Source organism: Chryseobacterium sp. SG20098 (assembly GCF_031844745.1).
Taxonomy (GTDB): domain Bacteria; phylum Bacteroidota; class Bacteroidia; order Flavobacteriales; family Weeksellaceae; genus Chryseobacterium; species Chryseobacterium cucumeris.
Map to the genome: position 1 here is coordinate 4,514,323 of NZ_CP134622.1, position 16,935 is coordinate 4,531,257.

14 protein-coding genes and 4 tRNA genes are annotated in these 16,935 nt (G+C 34.9%); 13 read left to right on the forward strand and 5 right to left on the reverse strand.

Translation table 11 applies throughout. The annotated features are described in order from the left end of the window. Positions 1-368 precede the first annotated feature (368 nt). From RHP76_RS20765 to RHP76_RS20790, 6 genes are all read left to right on the forward strand, one after another. Positions 369-3,332 carry a SusC/RagA family TonB-linked outer membrane protein gene (locus RHP76_RS20765; RefSeq protein WP_311228941.1) on the forward strand — a complete coding sequence of 988 codons (2,964 nt, stop codon included), beginning with the start codon at positions 369-371 and terminating at the stop codon, positions 3,330-3,332. A gap of 9 nt (positions 3,333-3,341) precedes the next feature. Continuing rightward, positions 3,342-4,790 (forward strand): SusD/RagB family nutrient-binding outer membrane lipoprotein, encoded by a 1,449-nt coding sequence (locus RHP76_RS20770; protein ID WP_123278194.1) that lies wholly within the window; start codon positions 3,342-3,344, stop codon positions 4,788-4,790. A 71-nt stretch (positions 4,791-4,861) separates the two neighbouring features. After that, positions 4,862-6,424, forward strand: coding sequence for a calcineurin-like phosphoesterase C-terminal domain-containing protein (locus RHP76_RS20775; RefSeq protein ID WP_311230272.1), 1,563 nt, complete (start codon positions 4,862-4,864; stop codon positions 6,422-6,424). Positions 6,425-6,754: 330 nt separating this feature from the next. Then, on the forward strand, positions 6,755-7,468 hold the full coding sequence (locus tag RHP76_RS20780) for a 3-ketoacyl-ACP reductase (RefSeq protein WP_062676455.1): 714 nt from the start codon (positions 6,755-6,757) through the stop codon (positions 7,466-7,468). A gap of 449 nt (positions 7,469-7,917) precedes the next feature. Beyond that, the gene (gene prmA, locus RHP76_RS20785; RefSeq protein ID WP_216445169.1) at positions 7,918-8,745 is read left to right on the forward strand and encodes a 50S ribosomal protein L11 methyltransferase; all 828 of its coding nucleotides are present in this window, start codon (positions 7,918-7,920) and stop codon (positions 8,743-8,745) included. Between the two features lie 23 nt (positions 8,746-8,768). Then, positions 8,769-9,608, forward strand: coding sequence for an SH3 domain-containing protein (locus RHP76_RS20790; protein ID WP_311228942.1), 840 nt, complete (start codon positions 8,769-8,771; stop codon positions 9,606-9,608). A 131-nt stretch (positions 9,609-9,739) separates the two neighbouring features. Here RHP76_RS20790 and RHP76_RS20795 read toward each other — a convergent pair whose 3' ends face one another. The 5 genes from RHP76_RS20795 to RHP76_RS20815 form a co-directional block, all read right to left on the reverse strand. After that, on the reverse strand, positions 9,740-11,203 hold the full coding sequence (locus tag RHP76_RS20795) for a tetratricopeptide repeat protein (RefSeq protein WP_311228943.1): 1,464 nt from the start codon (positions 11,201-11,203) through the stop codon (positions 9,740-9,742). A 722-nt stretch (positions 11,204-11,925) separates the two neighbouring features. Next, positions 11,926-11,999 (reverse strand) — tRNA-Arg (locus tag RHP76_RS20800). A 12-nt stretch (positions 12,000-12,011) separates the two neighbouring features. Further along, positions 12,012-12,086 (reverse strand) — tRNA-Pro (locus RHP76_RS20805). 244 nt (positions 12,087-12,330) lie between these two features. Continuing rightward, positions 12,331-12,404, reverse strand: a tRNA-Arg gene (locus tag RHP76_RS20810). Positions 12,405-12,416: 12 nt separating this feature from the next. Next, positions 12,417-12,491: transfer RNA gene (locus RHP76_RS20815), tRNA-Pro, on the reverse strand. Positions 12,492-12,654: 163 nt separating this feature from the next. Here RHP76_RS20815 and RHP76_RS20820 point away from each other — a divergent pair. The 7 genes from RHP76_RS20820 (at position 12,655) to RHP76_RS20850 (ending at position 16,894) form a co-directional block, all read left to right on the forward strand. Continuing rightward, complete coding sequence (locus RHP76_RS20820; RefSeq protein ID WP_311228944.1) at positions 12,655-13,269, forward strand: hypothetical protein; 615 nt, start codon at positions 12,655-12,657, stop codon at positions 13,267-13,269. A 153-nt stretch (positions 13,270-13,422) separates the two neighbouring features. Beyond that, on the forward strand, positions 13,423-13,815 hold the full coding sequence (locus RHP76_RS20825; protein WP_280212730.1) for a hypothetical protein: 393 nt from the start codon (positions 13,423-13,425) through the stop codon (positions 13,813-13,815). 33 nt (positions 13,816-13,848) lie between these two features. After that, complete coding sequence (locus RHP76_RS20830; RefSeq protein ID WP_120232954.1) at positions 13,849-14,184, forward strand: hypothetical protein; 336 nt, start codon at positions 13,849-13,851, stop codon at positions 14,182-14,184. A 47-nt stretch (positions 14,185-14,231) separates the two neighbouring features. Next, positions 14,232-14,870, forward strand: coding sequence for a hypothetical protein (locus RHP76_RS20835; RefSeq protein WP_062676447.1), 639 nt, complete (start codon positions 14,232-14,234; stop codon positions 14,868-14,870). Positions 14,871-14,963: 93 nt separating this feature from the next. Then, positions 14,964-15,311 carry a hypothetical protein gene (locus RHP76_RS20840; RefSeq protein WP_280212726.1) on the forward strand — a complete coding sequence of 116 codons (348 nt, stop codon included), beginning with the start codon at positions 14,964-14,966 and terminating at the stop codon, positions 15,309-15,311. A gap of 111 nt (positions 15,312-15,422) precedes the next feature. Continuing rightward, on the forward strand, positions 15,423-16,166 hold the full coding sequence (locus RHP76_RS20845) for a hypothetical protein (RefSeq protein ID WP_311228945.1): 744 nt from the start codon (positions 15,423-15,425) through the stop codon (positions 16,164-16,166). Between the two features lie 125 nt (positions 16,167-16,291). After that, the gene (locus RHP76_RS20850; protein WP_216445161.1) at positions 16,292-16,894 is read left to right on the forward strand and encodes a hypothetical protein; all 603 of its coding nucleotides are present in this window, start codon (positions 16,292-16,294) and stop codon (positions 16,892-16,894) included. The last annotated feature ends 41 nt before the right edge of the window (positions 16,895-16,935 follow it).

A 16,935-nucleotide genomic window follows, 5' to 3' on the forward strand; every position in this document is an offset into this window, starting at 1 on the left:
ACAAATAACCAATAATTTATACAGTCTGCCTCTTATATGGAAGCAGGCTGCTTTTTTTAGAAGCTAAGCCCTTCTTTTTAAGAGTTAATGAAAGAATCAAGTGCTTAGATTTTGTTTTAATATATTGTTATTCAGTGTGTTGATTGTTTCGTGTGGTATTATCTCAAAGAAAGACAATAAAGATACATAAATACAGCCTTACCACCGTATTAAAAACACTTAATTGCCTAAGTGTTTATTATTGAGGTGTTTACTCAATGTTATTAAGGCTTGATTAATATTTGGTTTAATGAATTTTTAAGAAACGTTAAAATTGTGTTAAGACGTTCCTTGTAATGTCGTTCTAATTTTGCGCAAACAAAAAGGAAATGCGTAAAGAGACACAAAAACTGTTGGTTTTGTCGCTGTTAGGATTGGTTAGCGTTAATCTGGCAGCTCAGCAGAAAGCTAAAAAAGATACCATTAAAGGACTTGATGAAGTAGTAGTGACTGCTTTGGGAATCAAGAGGCATGACAGAGCCTTAGGGTATGTTGCTGAGAAAGTAGATGCCAAAACATTTGAAGAAACCCAGAATAATAACTGGGCACAGTCGATGGAAGGAAAAGTCGCTGGTCTTAAAATCCAGACGGCCGGAGCAGGGCCGTTGGGAACTTCCAGAATTACTTTGAGAGGGGAAAAATCCATTATGATGGATCACAACTACGCTCTTATTGTAGTGGATGGAGTGCCATTGGGGAATTCTACCACAGGTTCCGGTACGGCTGCATATGGAGCAGGTTCCGGAGGTGACGTTCCCATCGATCTTGGAAATGGATTGAACAGCATCAACCCGGATGATATTGAATCCGTAACAGTATTGAAAGGAGCTTCTGCAGCCGCATTATACGGATCACGCGCTGCCAACGGAGCTTTAATGATCACCACAAAATCCGGAAAAACTAAAAACGGAAAACTGAGGGTTACTTTTAACTCTTCCTCAAGCTTTGATTCTGTATTGAAATGGCCGGACTGGCAATACGAATACGGGCAGGGAACACTGGCAACCAATACAGCAGGAAACTTCTACTATTCTTATGGCCTTTCTCCGGATGGACCAAATACCGGAGGAACCAGTAGTGCTTTTGGTCCTAAATTCGCCGGACAGTATTATTTCCAATACGATCCTAACGTAATGGGGCAGAGCAAGGAAAGACAATTGTGGAGACCTTATGAAAATAACATTAAAGGTTTCTGGAGAACAGGTTCTACTTACTCGAACAGTATTTTCGTAGAAAGCTCCAACGAGAAAACCAGCTTCAGATCTTCACTTACTTACCTTAATAATGAGTGGATGATGCCAAATACAGGCTTCGACAGGTTCAATTTTGCTTTGTCATTTGCCCATCAGCTTACCCAAAAATTAAAAATATCAACAAAATTTGCCTATAACACTACTACCAGTGATAATCTTCCTGCAACAGGATACAACAACCAGTCGATTTCCTATTTCATGATCTTCCAGAATCCCAATGTAGATCTGGAGTGGTATAAGCCTATCTGGAAGCCGGGGCAGGAGCAGGTTGACCAAATCCATCCGTTCAGCTCCTATATTGACAATCCATATATGATTGCTTATGAAATGCTGAATGGAGTTAGAAAGAAGACTATTACAGGAAATATCACAGCGGATTATCAGTTTAATAAGAATTTCAGTGTAATGCTGAGGTCAGGAATTGAAATCCTGAATGAAAAAAGAACGACCAAAAGACCCTGGAGCTCTGCCAATTACCTGAAAGGTTTCTACAGAGAACAGTTTATCAAAAACCAGGAATATAATAACGACCTTTTATTTTCTTATAAAGCAGACTGGAATAAATTCAGCATTTCAGCGTCAGCAGGGGGAAGCATTCGTTATAATGAATACCTGCTTAATGATTATCAGGCCATCGGACTGAAAACAGCAGGAGAATACAGCCTTACCAACGCACTTTCTATTCCGGTTAAATATCCGGCACCCAGAGATAAACATGTAGACAGTGTGTACGGATTGCTTACTCTGGGATATGACAATAAAATATTTGTGGATATTACCGGAAGAAACGACTGGAGCTCTACGCTTCCGAAGCAAAACAGATCATTCTTTTATCCTTCGGTGAGTACCAGTTTCATTTTATCAGATATTTTTAATCTGAAAAGCAATAATCTGAACCTATGGAAACTGAGAGCTTCATGGGCAAAAGTAGGGATAGACAGTGATCCTTATCTTTTGGATAACTATTATACAGCAAGTAATATTACAGGGAGTGTAGTGGCGCCTACCACTTTTAATAATCCATCTCTTAAACCTGAAAAAAATACCAATATTGAAGCCGGTATGGATTTCAGCCTTTTCAAAAACAGATTGAACCTTAATCTTACTGCCTACCAGAATTTCAGTGAAAACCAGATTATTCCTGTATCGATGCCTACAGAAAGCGGATATTCCAAAAGGATCATCAATGCCGGAAAAATCCGAAACAGAGGTCTTGAACTTTCAGCGGATATCTTAGCCATAAAAGGTAAAGACTTCTCATGGAAAGTTAGTGGAAACTGGTCTACCAACGAAAACAGAGTGATGACCTTACCTGAAGGCTTTGACGGTATTGTTTCCAACGTAGGAGATGTAGTGTTCTATAAAATGGAAGTAGGAGGTTCATTGGGCGATATGTATGGCTTTAAACTACTAAGGACTCCGGATGGAAAAGTAATTTATGGCGATAACGGACTTCCTGCAAGACCAGCAGATATTGAAAAAGTAGGAAATGCGTTCCCGAAATGGAGAGCCGGTCTTCAGAATGATTTCCGAATCAAGAACTTTACGATCAGTTTCTCATTTGACGGTCAGTACGGTGGTATTGCTTATTCTCAGTCACATCATAAAATGTCTGAACAGGGTAAGCTGAAATCTACCCTTCCGGGAAGAGATAATCCTGGCGGAATGATTGTAGGAGACGGTGTTGTCCAAAATCCTGACGGATCGTTCAGTACGAATACAAAAGGAGTACTGGTATCTTCTTATTACGGAGATTATTATAGAAGGGCCAATGTGGAAACCAACAGCTTCAGCACAGACTTTGTTAAGCTGAGAGACGCAAGAATTGCCTATTCATTCCCGAAAGAAACCATACAATCAATAGGTCTGGATGATCTTACCATTGCCATTTTCGGAAAGAACCTGTGGATGTGGACCAAATTTCCAATGTTTGACCCCGAAGTGGCTACGTTGGATAATGCAACCATTACTCCCGGAGTGGAAATGGGACAACTCCCGGCAGCAAGAACAGTTGGTTTTCAGTTAAATCTTAAATTCTAAATTTTAAAAATGAAAAAAATAATTATAAATCTGACATTGGCAGTTTCGGTTTTCATGCTTCAATCCTGTGACAGAACTTTCGAGGAGTTCAATACAGATACCAGCAGGATTAAAGACCCTTCCGTTGGAAGCCTTCTTGCTCCCATTCAGTATGAAATGGCGAGTTACGGCTATAACAGAGCAGATGATTTCACTTTTGATATGATGCAGATTGCTTTAGACTTTCCCAATGAAGGAAATTCCTACAGCAGATATTATATGGATGAAAAAAGTGGTAACGGATACTGGAATACTTCTTACAGATGGCTTAAGCAGGTAAATGATCTCAGAAAATATGCAGACAAAGAACAGAATAATAATTACCTTGCTATTTCAATGGTCCTGAATGCATGGATTGCCTCCAACCTTACTGATGCTTTCGGAGATATACCTTTATCTGAAGCGCTTAAAGTTGAAGAAAATATTTTAAGACCAAAATATGATAAGCAGAAAGATATCTACATTCAGCTGTTAAATGATCTGAAAACAGCCAACTCGTTATTCAATACCAATCAGGTATTAACGGAAACCGATCTGTTTTATAATGCCAATACCAACAGCCAGACCGGAATTTTAGGATGGAAAAAATTCTGTAATTCTCTTTCATTAAGATTATTAACCAGAATTCTAAGCCGAAACGGAGAAGTAAATGTCTATGAAAGAATTCAGGAAATTATCAATAATCCGGCTCAATATCCCATTTTTCAGAATAATACAGACAGTGCAGTGCTGCCGCTTTCCGGAATATCTCCCTACCTGCCGCCAATAGCCCGCCCACAGGATTTTACCGCTTCCAGGGCTGCAGGTGAATTCTTTGTGAATGCCATGAAAGATAATAATGACCCAAGACTGAGCCTATTTTTCACAAAAGCGAAAGCAGGAACAGGAGAAGATCTTGGTTATAAAGGAGCTCCTTCAGGATACGCTTTGGGAACATCTTTCAACTATCAGCCTTCCAACCTTAATCAGAATCTGGCGAAAGCACCTTTAAAGATTTTAATCATGACCTATTCTGAAGTACAGTTTATCCTGGCAGAATTGGTTAATAAAGGAATTATTGCAGGAAATCAGCAGACCTATTACGAAACCGGGGTGAAATCTATAATCGAACAATGGGGAGCAACAGTTCCTGCCAATTACTTCAGTAATCCTAAAGTGGCGTATGACGGCTCTCTGGAGAAAATTATGCTTCAGAAATACATATCCCTGTTTTTTATTGACCATCAGCAATGGTATGAATACAGGCGTACAAAACTTCCTGTACTCCCTAATAACGGAGGGCTTCAGAACGGAGGGCAAATGCCTGTAAGATTCATGTATCCTACGGCTACAAAAGTGATGAATACAGATAATTATAACGCAGCCGTACAATCGATGGGAGGAGACAATATCAATGTGAAAATGTGGTGGAATAAATAAAAGTGTCTATTGAAAGATTAAAAAATAATTTAAAGATTTTAAAAATTATGACTATCAATATAAAATATATCATGCCTTGTATGCTGGTTTCAGCGATGGCGCTCGCACAGAATTCTGTCTCAGGATATGTATTCGAAGACCTCAACAAAAATCAAAAGAAAGAAAACCGTGAAAAAGGAATTGAAGGCGTAGCTGTCTCTAATGGAGTGCAGGTAGTTCTTACGGATAAAAACGGTAGATACAGTCTTCCGGTTCAGGAAGATCAAACTATTTTTGTGATCAAGCCTTCAGGGTATCAGACTGCTTTAAATGCAAACAATCTTCCACAGTTCTATTATAATCATAAACCTAATGGATCTCCTGCAGATTTTAAATACAAAGGAGTAGCTCCCACAGGAGACCTTCCCAAAGAACTGAACTTCCCGCTTTATAAGCAAAACGAAAACAAAAATTTTGACATCCTTGTTTTCGGTGATCCACAGCCTTACACAGAAAAAGAACTGGATTACTTCAAAAGAGGAATCGTAAACGAAGTAAAGAATACAAAGAAAAATGCAGTATTGGGTATCAGTCTGGGAGATCTGGTAGGAGACAACCTAAGTCTTCAGAAACCTTACGCTGATGTGATGAAAGAAGTCGGACTACCCTGGTATAATGTGATGGGAAATCATGACATGAACTATGATGCAACGGAAGACAGGCTTTCCGATGAAACATTTGAATCTAATTTTGGTCCTGCCAATTACTCGTTCAACTACGGTAATGTACACTTCATCATTTTAGATGATATTCTTTATCCGGACCCGAGAGACGGCAAAGGGTATTGGGGCGGATTCCGTGATGACCAGCTTCAGTTTATCGAAAATGATCTGAAACTGGTTGATAAAAATAAACTGATCGTCATTTCTTTCCATATTCCATTGGAACATAATAATGAAGACAACTTCAGAAATGCGGACCGTCAGAAATTATTTGATTTTCTGAATCCTTTCCAGAATGTATTGCTTTTGTCAGCACATACTCATATCCAGCAGCAGATTTTCTACGGCAAAAAAGCAGGCTGGAACGGAATCAAAGAATTACACGAATATAACGTAGGAACTACTTGTGGCGACTGGTATTCAGGAACACCGGATGAAGCCGGACTTCCTACCTCAACCATGAGAGACGGGACTGCGAAAGGTTACTCTTTCATCAGTTTTACAGACAATCAGTATAAAGTTAAGTACAGAACAGCCGGAAAACCGGAAGACTATCAGATCAAATTATATGTTCCGAAAGTGATTTCTTCGTCAAGAACCTCTGCCAAAGTACTGGCTAACTTCTTCATGGGAAGCAAAAAAGACAAGGTAGAATACAGAATAGACGGTGGAAAATGGGAAGAAATGAAGTACGATGAAACCATCGACCCGAATTTTGCTCTTTCTGTTTTCAAATGGGATTCTACAGAGAAAATTCTTCCGGGCAGAAGACCTTCCAACCCTGAAATGTCAAAGCATATCTGGGAAGCGGATTTTCCTAAGAAATTATCATTAGGAAAACATAAAGTTGAGGTGAAAGCTGTTGACATGTATGGAAATGAATTCTCCGCTTCAGAAGAATTTGAAGTTCAGAACGCCATCCAGATTCCTTAAGCTTTTATTTTTTTACTATACCTTTTTTAGATTTTGAAACCGGTTCTTATGAGCCGGTTTTAATTGTTATCGAGGTTTAGATAAACGACAAAAGTCACAAAAGTTTTTAAGCTATACTTTGGATATAAGAAGCGCACTTAAGTTTTATAAAAATCTAAGTTTTCATCTTATGTTAACTTTTATACGGGATGATTGTAACTTTTAAATATTATCTGTAGTAATCATCTTTTGTGATTTTTGTGGTTGTATAAAATATAAGTTAAATCTGTGTTTTCGCGGCCTCATAAAAATGTTCTTTCGTAACTTTGTATCAAGAAAAGTATCATTACTATGAATATAAACGGAAAAAATGCCATTGTAACAGGTGGTGGAAGAGGACTAGGAAAAGCTGTAGCGTTAGCTTTAGCCAATGAAGGAGTAAACGTTGCCATTACAGGAAGAAACGAAGAGAACCTTAAAATGACGGTTGAAGAAATCAAAAAATTAGGAGTACACTCAGCCTACGCAGTATTTTCTGTAGACAATGAAATTCAGGTAAAAGCTGGAATAGAATCTTTAGCAGAACAATTGGGAGGAATTGATATTCTGATCAATAATGCAGGAATCGGAGACTTTGGTTCTATCGAAGAAATGCCTTCTGAAACTTGGGAGCAGGTTATAAAAACCAATCTTTTCGGGGTGTATTATGCAGCTAAGGCAGCTTATCCATTTATGAAAGCTAAAGGAGAAGGTGATATTGTTAACGTAGCTTCTACTGCAGGGCTGAAAGGGGGACCGAATATGTCTGCATACGCCGCTTCAAAAGCAGCAGTAGTATCTCTTTCTCAATCCATGATGGCAGAATGGAGAAAACAAAATATCCGTGTCATTACGCTGACTCCAAGTACTATTGCTTCTGATATGAGCATCCAGGGCGGTCTTACAGACGGAAATCCTGACAAAGTATTACAGCCGGAAGATTTTGCAGAATGGGTAAGAGATATCCTGAAAATGAACAGAAGAGCGCTGATTGCAAACGGTTCTATATTCTCTACAAATCCTTAATAAGGTTTTAAAATTTAAAGTTCAAGGTTGAGAGTTTAATGTTTAAAGCTTTCGGCAAAGGACATTTTAATCTAACTTGAATGATAAAATTCAATAGGAGCGGGCTTTAGCCCGCTTTATTTTGTATGTTTCTTAGGCTTTAGCCCAAACTTACAATCTTTCGCATTTTAAAAAATCTACATAGCCTTTAGGATAGAAAAAATAAGTTTTGGCTGAAGCCAACGGAAATTTGTCATAATTTGAAGACGGGGTAAAGCCCGCCTCTATTGAAAATACGATACGCAACCATCTGTGTCATCCGTATAATTTGTGGGAGAAAAAATTCACAAATAAACTTTTTTACCACATCCACAATTAAAAAAAACATAAAACTCCCCGGTTTCAGCCAAAATTAACTCCATCATTTTTTTTACCGTAATAACATTAGTATTTTTGCAGAAATTATTCACATGCAAAATTATTTAGAATTCAATTTCAAGATTTCTCCATTACAACCCTGGAATGAGATATTAATGGCAGAGCTTATAGAAATAGGTTTTGACAGCTTTACAGAAGAAATTGACGGAATTTTAGGATATATTCAGACAGATTTGTTTCACGAAGATCAGTTGAAAGGACTTCCGATCTTTGAAAACGAAAACGTAAAAATCGAATATTCTTTCGAAGAAATGCCGAACATCAACTGGAACGAAGAATGGGAAAAGAATTTTTCTCCTATCAATATCGATGATAAAGTATTGATCAGGGCAGAATTCCATGAATCTGTACCGGGAATGCATGAAATTATCATTCAGCCTAAAATGTCTTTTGGAACAGGTCATCACCCTACAACCCATTTAATGATCCAGCAAATGATGGATATTGATTTCAGTGGTAAAAAAGTATTGGATATGGGATGCGGAACTTCTGTATTAGCTATTTATGCAAAACAGCAGGGCGCAGGAGATACCAAAGCTATCGATATTGATGAATGGTCAGTAGAAAATTCAAAAGAAAATGCAGTAAGAAATAATGTAGAACTGGATATTGAACAGGGAACTGCAGAAAACTTAGGGAAAGAGAATTACGATATCATTTTAGCCAATATCAACAGAAATATCCTGATTTCAGATATCCCAACCTATGTTTCAGTATTGAATGACGGTGGAAAATTATTACTTTCAGGCCTTTGCTTCTTTGATGTAGATGATATTCTGGAAGTATGCAAAGAAAGTGGTCTGGAGCTTAAAAAGAAATTACAGCGTGAAGAGTGGGTAAGCCTTCTGCTTGAAAAATAACACACCAAAAACAAAATACGAATATGAAAACTTTATGGACAGCTTTATTTTTACTGATGCTGCAGTTTTTTACAGCACAGGAAAATGAAGTGTATGCAGATGGTATCTTTAGCTTTGAAGAAAATAAAACTCAAAAAATCTTTACAGATTGGACGCGTGTGAGATTAGATCCCGGAGTGAATGCTCAGATTGTAGATTCATTGCAGGTGAACCAACAGGTAATGATTCTTAAAAAAGAAAATGCAGTCCTGAAACTGGGAGAAAGAAATGCTAACTGGTATAAAATCTCTTATCAGAAAGGAGAGAATACATTGGAAGGATATATCTGGGGTGGCAATATTTGTGTAGGCTACCGTAATAAGAATGGGTATGACTTCCTCTTTGGGCTTTCCAAAACAATTGACCGGAAGAATAAAGAAATCAATGAGATTGAAAAGCAGAATATTGCAGGAATAAAAGTACTGGAAGGAAATACACTTATTGATGAGGTGTATTTTGATACCGGAAGAGCAGAGGAGTTGAGTTCAGCAGCATTCAATATAGAAAGCAATCATAAACTGCAAAATGTTGAATTCACCTTAAAAGCAATGGTTTCGGGAGAAGCTTGTGGAATAGCAAGTTATGATCAGTATGTTCTTTTTAAAGGTAAAAAGTTAATTGCCCTTCCGCAATTGACAAACGTAGGGGATGCCGGTGTTTTTTATCATAGCGAAGAATTTATTTTTCCCAATGATAAAGGAGGAATTCCCAATGCATTTATCTTAAAAGTGGAAGATATGGAAGTAGATGAAAGAGATAGAGAGAAGAAAAAACATTCTTTCAGAACTTACCTTTGGAATGGAAATACTTACAAACTGAAATAAAATCAGTATTGACGAAAATTAAAAATCCCTCACTTAAGAATGAGGGATTTTATATATAGTGTCAGGGGTAAACTCTTATTACTTTTGAGGATAATAACCATCATATTCATTATGTTTTATGTTCGTGAAGATTATTTAACCTCAGATATTGATCTTATAAATTGATAGAGATCAGTCTGTGCTTCAAGGTGTAGTTTTTTGCGTAATCGGTATTTCTTCGTTTGTACAGATCTGTGCTCCATAGAAGAATACTGTGCCATTTCTTTTGAAGAGAACCCCAGCCATATCATAGCACAGAAAGATAAGTCAGAGGGGGAAAGATTAGCGTTGATTTTTAAAAGTTGCTGGCAGACCTCAGGATATGTTTCCTGAAATAATGCTAAAAAGCCAACATCGTTTTTTTGGGCCAGTTGAATGATCTGCTCATGATTTTCATTGAGCTTTCTTTTTAGAATTTTTGCTTCTTCTTCCTGCCGAAGAATAATTGTTTTACTTTCAATAAGCCTTTTTTTCTTTCTTTTAAACTGTAGATAAAAATAAAGAGATAGTAAAAAAATAAGTACAAACAGAACCCCTCCATACCAGAAAAATGACAGGAATTTGTTTTTTTGTTTTTCTTCTTCTTTCTTTGAAATTTTATTAAAAGCTAATGTGATAGCTTTGCTTTGGTCATTGTCTAAGCTGTCTTTCAGTGAAGTGGCCTTGCTTAAATATTCAGATTCTTTCTCAGATTCTTTAAGGTCTTTATAAACTGTGGCCAGCCATCTGTAATTATCTAAGACCAGATAAGGTCTGTTTACTTCCTTTGCCAGTTCAAGGGATTGTTGATAGATATCAATAGCCTCATTATTTTTTTTCTGAACATACAGAAAAAAGCCATAATTATATAAAATAACCGCTCTCTGGTATTTATTATGTTTAAACCTTTTGGTTTCTATCAGGTCAAGGCTTTTTTTAAAATAATAATTGGCTGAATCTAAATTTCGATCATACTTTGTATAATGATATGCTATAAGTGCTATATCTAAAGGATTCAGATCTATTTTCATTGCTTTATGAAGGTAGACGAGTGATGAATCAGACTGTTCAACTCCGTCGAAATACGATGCCCGGGTTGAATAAACATACCGTAAAAAAAATCGGCAGTCCTGATTATCTTTTTTCAATCTTAAAGCAAATTTCATGGCCTTTGAATTATAACCTAAAGCCATTTTAGGGAGATTCATCCTGTTGTAGACCTGTGAATATTCCTGATTGATTTTACCGGCAAGAAAATCATCATTGATATCTTTTGATTTTTCCTCAGCATCATTCAGATATTCTATGGCCTTTTTAAATTCTCCTGTAAGCCATAGACGATTCGCAATATTGGCATACCCCCAGGCTTCTCCTTTAGGGTAATTATTTTGCTGCGCTTCTTTTATAATTTTTTGATTCCAAATGATCAGATCCTTGTTAGATATTTGGGTTCTGAGTTCTTCATTTGTTTTTATGAGTAAAGTATCTATTTGCTGTATACTATAGTGTTGTGGAAATAGTTTTGAACAACCGCATGTAAAAACAAGACAATAGATTATTCTATTAAAATTTTTCAAAGATTTCATCATCATAGAATAAATACTATATTGAGAATAATACAAAAATTAAATATAATGCAAGATAAAAGTGAATTCATTATTAATATAAACTACTGTTTATTAACTCTTGTAATTATGACTAATATCCACAAAAAACAGGTGGGATTATTAACCCCACCCGTTAGGCATCATAAAGGTTTTTTGATCAATTTTGTGTTTTAGAATCGATAATTTGCTGCAATTTCAAGAAAAGAAAGGAAATAAGAAAATTATAGAATACATCATAGGTACATCATGTTGTTTTACTTTATCTGTAAGGGTTGTTATTAGGTTGTATGTATGGTGTAGGTTCATTGCGTGCATACATTGTATAGTGGTTTTGTAATGGATGTTGTGTTTATGCTTACTTTGCATGAAGTTTAAAAAAAGAAAAGAAAAAATAATTTTAATGTTCGGTATGTCTTTTTCTTTACCAATATTTTTCCAATCTATTAGATGTAAATCGGCATACGAATGAAAATAAAAGCTTCAGTATCTTATCGTATTTTATACTGTTAAATGGGAGTTTCTTAATTATGATGTAGAAATATCTAAGTAGCAGATACGGGTTTTCCTAGTGATATTTAATACTAAGAATAATAACTTCTTCAGCAGGATGCCAGAATGAGTGACTACGAGTATGAGTTCCAAAGATTCTGAATATAACAAAAAAGACTCACTGTTTCCAGTAAGTCTTTAAGTGAGCGCGAAAGGATTCGAACCTTTGACCGTCTGCTTAGAAGGCAGATGCTCTATCCAGCTGAGCTACGCACCCTAAATTTATAAGTCGGGGCGGCAGGATTCGAACCTGCGACCTCCTGGTCCCAAACCAGGCGCGATGACCGGACTACGCTACGCCCCGAGGTGTCATCAGTAACGATTTTTACTTTGTTTTTGCGGTTGCAAAGGTACAATACTTTTTGGAATAAAAAAATAAAATTAGAGATAATTTTTAATTATTTTTTCGTGAACGCTCTTTGATTCGTTGTACCTGTTTAATAATCATATTCTTATATTATTTTTATTATTCCTCACTAAAATGGAGAACTTTTATCAGGATCTGAGCAAAAACAAAAAAGACTCACTGTTTCCAGTAAGTCTTTAAGTGAGCGCGAAAGGATTCGAACCTTTGACCGTCTGCTTAGAAGGCAGATGCTCTATCCAGCTGAGCTACGCACCCTAAATTTATAAGTCGGGGCGGCAGGATTCGAACCTGCGACCTCCTGGTCCCAAACCAGGCGCGATGACCGGACTACGCTACGCCCCGAAGGATCATCGATAACGAATTTTACATCGTTTTTAGGGCTGCAAAGTTGCAATTCTTTTTGGAATAAAAAAAGAAAATGAGGTATAATTTTTAATTAATTTTTTATGAACTCTTTTTTATTACCTTTACCCTATTAATAACCATTGATTTAGCCCGCTTAAAAATGATGAAAGAATTTTCTTTTTTTTTGTTCACATTAAACATTCTTACCCCAAAATATAGAAAAATAACCTTGAAAACAGAAGTTCGTTTTCTTCTGTTCTGTTTTTTGATGATGATGTATTCTTGCTGTAAGGATCAGGGATTTGTTAATTGCACTATTGCTAATGCATCACTGAGTTTACCCAAATCAATGAGGATTAAAAAAGAAAGGGCCGAAGATTCTCAGATATACAGCATTAATGCTGGAAATAGGCATGTTGGCTATATTTACTATGGTGATTATAAACCTTTTGAGGAAAATTCTTTTTTCATTACAGATGATAAAGAATTATATGGAAAATATAAAAACAGAGAGTTACAAGCTTATTTTTCTGATAATTCTGATAGAGATTACAGAAACGGAATTTATAATGTTAATTATTATTACTACGATACAATCAATAAGCACAGAGCTCAGATTATGATGCCGAAAAAAATGGATAAAGGACTTATTGGGATTCATTTTGACAGTGTAGATATTCATCAAAATAAAATGGCAATAATTATCAATGATTTAAGTGAAGAGAATAAAGAATTATTTTTAAAAGTTTTTAAAACTATTAAATTCAATCCGTAAATACCCAATATGCAAAGTTTACTATCGTGATGAATTTTTTTACCAATTATATTACCCACCAGAGATAGTACATGAAGGTTGGATTTGATAAAATCATGAAAATTGATCAGCCCGGTTTACCATTAATTTTGACGAAAAATAAATAAAATAGAAGTGACCATTATTCAATTACATATACTTGACTGGTATGATGACATTATAACATCATGGGTTTCATTGGAAAATGATTCCTATATTTTTACTTGTGTTCAGAAGGATTTTACAGATGGAGAGAAAATATATTATGGTGTAAAAACAGACGAAAAATCATCTAAAGAGATGCAGGATATCATAGGGAAAAAGACTTTTACTAAAAGGGATTGGAGTACCATAAATCGTATTTTTGAAGAGAATAACAAAAGTGATAATGTATTTTTATTGAGAACATTATCATTATCCGTGGGTTTGGATATTACTTTTAGTAAAGTGAGAAATTCAGATATCAGAACGATTATGCTTCCTGTTGATATTTCAACACTATATACTTGTCAGGATAGAGATTTGTAGAAAGCAGGCAGTTACTGACTAAAACAAGAATTAATGAAAGATATATTTGAATTTAAAATTGTAATTCATGAAGATATGCCGGAGAATCTGGTAGACCGTTTCATTGCTTTTATTGAAGGTTGTTCAGTATATTGGGGTGGTGGCTGTTCTGATAATCAGATCAATGGAGGATTATATACTGATGAGAATATAATAATTAATATCAATGATTTTGTGAAAGAATTTGTTGAATTTTTTTTACACCTGGAAATTACGATCCAGAAAATTGAGATTGATATAGAAGATTTTTATTTTTATCGTTTTGATCATGATTTTTTTATTGAAAATTATTCTTCTCTACCTGTCAATATTGGCTGTTGGAAATTATAATTATTCCGGCGAAAACTGAAATATCTCCAAAAAAGCATTAGTGTTTTATGAAGAAATATAGAGATACCCATCATTATTACCTTTCCAATTTTTTTAAACACAGTGAATTGAACTATGATAGCTTGTGGTTGTTTTATAACTATGAAGACGGAATTCAAATGGAAACTTTTTTTCCTGATCAGAAGGTTTATTCTTTTTTGTGGGAGTATGCGGATACAGATATTTTAATAAAAATTGATGAGTGGAAAAGAGCTTTCAGAAGAAATGCTATTGAGATAGTGCAAGAAGCTAAGTTGCATATCCGAAACTATTTGTCACAAGAGCGAAAAGTATATCTGGATTGCCTGGAAACCAGTCTTGTAACGGCAGATGGAAAATTTAAAGACCTGACTGCATATGATATCGGACAACGTTTTGTTCAGATTGTAGCCGATGAAAATATCTCCTTTACTGATATTGATTTAAGTTTTCTGGAAGTAACAGATACAGCAGATAAATTTCGAGCGTTGATCAGGATTCTGGATACTGATGGTATTCAGGCGCTCATCTTAAATGGTTACCATCATCGGGGAGAATTACTTAAAGTTTGCATTGTGAAGAAGGGAGAAACCGGCTTAAAAACAAAGGAAGTATTGTCCTTACCTATTTTTGAAAACACCTATGTGGCGATGCCATTTAATTGGTAAAACTACAATTCTGCTGATGATGGTATTTTTGATATTGCTTTTAACCTTATGATTGTTTTTTTTGAATTTTAATTGTTTTTTTAATTAGGAAAAATGAATAGAAATAAGAGTTTTGTAATCCTGTTGGTTATTATTGCTATAGTATTCCTATACAAACGGATATTTTCTTCAAAAAATGAAGGCAGTTTTATTGATGAAATTAGAGAAAAGGATATAAAATCAATAGTTAGAAAAAAGTATATGAATCATGATAATCACAATATACCATTTCTGGTGTATGGCCATCAAGATAGTATTGTAGTTTACAGAGATTGGTGGGATAAAGTTGTGGTTGGAGACTCGATAATAAAACCAAAAGGATCTTTAGAAGTGATTATAAAAAATTCTGATAAAATTGAAAAACTGGATTATGAAAATCAATTTGGTTTAGAGGGGCAATAACTTAATATATTTGGTTTTAGCTAATATCAAAAAACTTATACAAACTTACAGACTTTGCCGGATAAGATCATAGAAGTAAAGTCTGTTTATGAATAGAATAATTTAATAAAAATGGAGATATTCTTAAATAATATTAAAATAGATTATCTAGATCTTACTAGAGATGAGAAAATTGTTAATGATAAATTATTACTGAAAGTTAAGCCTGAAGCTAAATCCATTATTTTAGATGAATTAGAAAAGCCTGAAATCAAACTAACTGTAAAAATTTACAATAAAGCAGGTAAAAAAGGAATATTATATAAAACCCGATTTATCATAGACTATGTTTTAACTGAAGAAGACTATAATGAGCCAGATGGAATTGTTCTTTATGGAACTATGATTAATAAAATGAGTATTACGGGAAGTGGATATGATCAATATCTCATGAAAATTTTTTACGATTGGTTCAATCATTCAGAATTTAACTGGCGGAAGACTGAGAACAGTGAACTTAAAAACTCTTATCTCCAGGCTTGTTTTATTTGGAATAACGGTCTTTATACAATGAGTAAAGAGAATAACATCATGAAAATGGAGGGAGATCTTGTTAAAGACAACAAAGATTTTTTCTGTTATTTAGGTGAATTGTTCTTTGGAAAAAAAGGTTTTATGGGAAGTGGGTTGGATTCACTTCATGATCATACTATAGACGTAAGTAAGAATAATAATATGAAAGATTTTCATCTATATATCAATTCTGCACAAGCCATAGAAGATGCCTTAGGAGTTAATTATTTTGCAACATCTTTGGAGCTCTTAAAAAGAACAGGTCTTAATATTTACATAGATCATTTAGTCTTTCAGGATTAATTGCTTCAATTATAGTAGTTTTCCCTCTTTGAGAAAAACAATAAGGGAAACAACCATGTGTATCTAAAGTATGCTCAAGCAGTTTACTTGTACGTTGCAGATAAAAATAATAAACAAAGTAAGTGATGAAAAAAATATTCATTGTTATAGTTTTTTTGCTATTTAATGTGATCATTTGGGGACAAACTCCTGTCGGAAATACCAAATATGAAAAGTTAAAGACATTTTTAAAAAAAGATAGTTTGGCATTTCAACAGTTTTTAATGGCTAAAAAATGTTTTTGCAGAGAGAATTTTTTGACTCTTAATGAGCGTAGGGCTGTAAAAAAAACTAATCATTCTACTAAAGACTTAAATGAATTATTTCAAGTTTTAAAAAATGGAGGATATTTATTCTTCGTAGCAATTGATGCTCAAAAAATAGCCTCTTTTTTTAGTAATAAACTGATTGATGAATATGTTTCAAGTAGTGGACGTATCAGCGATGATGGTAATAGAATTGATAATAAAGATATACTATGCGAAACCATTTCTTCACAAACTAAATATAATTACAGTCAATACATTAGTTTCATTAACAATTTAGACAATTATATATTACCGCTAAATAAAGGGACTACCTTTCTTAAAGAAGATACATACTTGGATGAATTGTACTACTATTATCCCGGTAAAAAAGAACGCTGGTATAATTTTAACGATGTTCATAAAGTATTGGATGTTGAATAGTTCGCTCCGCAAAGTCTCCCGACTTTGAGGCAAAAAAAATG

Excerpts from the sequence above, each read along its gene's own strand:
- RHP76_RS20765 (WP_311228941.1), top strand. The coding sequence starts at position 369 with ATGCGTAAAGAGACACAAAAACTGTTGGTTTTGTCGCTGTTAGGATTG.
- RHP76_RS20770 (WP_123278194.1), top strand. The coding sequence starts at position 3,342 with ATGAAAAAAATAATTATAAATCTGACATTGGCAGTTTCGGTTTTCATG.
- RHP76_RS20775 (WP_311230272.1), top strand. The coding sequence starts at position 4,862 with ATGCCTTGTATGCTGGTTTCAGCGATGGCGCTCGCACAGAATTCTGTC.
- RHP76_RS20780 (WP_062676455.1), top strand. The coding sequence starts at position 6,755 with ATGAATATAAACGGAAAAAATGCCATTGTAACAGGTGGTGGAAGAGGA.
- prmA (WP_216445169.1), top strand. The coding sequence starts at position 7,918 with ATGCAAAATTATTTAGAATTCAATTTCAAGATTTCTCCATTACAACCC.
- RHP76_RS20790 (WP_311228942.1), top strand. The coding sequence starts at position 8,769 with ATGAAAACTTTATGGACAGCTTTATTTTTACTGATGCTGCAGTTTTTT.
- RHP76_RS20820 (WP_311228944.1), top strand. The coding sequence starts at position 12,655 with ATGATGAAAGAATTTTCTTTTTTTTTGTTCACATTAAACATTCTTACC.
- RHP76_RS20830 (WP_120232954.1), top strand. The coding sequence starts at position 13,849 with ATGAAAGATATATTTGAATTTAAAATTGTAATTCATGAAGATATGCCG.
- RHP76_RS20835 (WP_062676447.1), top strand. The coding sequence starts at position 14,232 with ATGAAGAAATATAGAGATACCCATCATTATTACCTTTCCAATTTTTTT.
- RHP76_RS20840 (WP_280212726.1), top strand. The coding sequence starts at position 14,964 with ATGAATAGAAATAAGAGTTTTGTAATCCTGTTGGTTATTATTGCTATA.
- RHP76_RS20845 (WP_311228945.1), top strand. The coding sequence starts at position 15,423 with ATGGAGATATTCTTAAATAATATTAAAATAGATTATCTAGATCTTACT.
- RHP76_RS20850 (WP_216445161.1), top strand. The coding sequence starts at position 16,292 with ATGAAAAAAATATTCATTGTTATAGTTTTTTTGCTATTTAATGTGATC.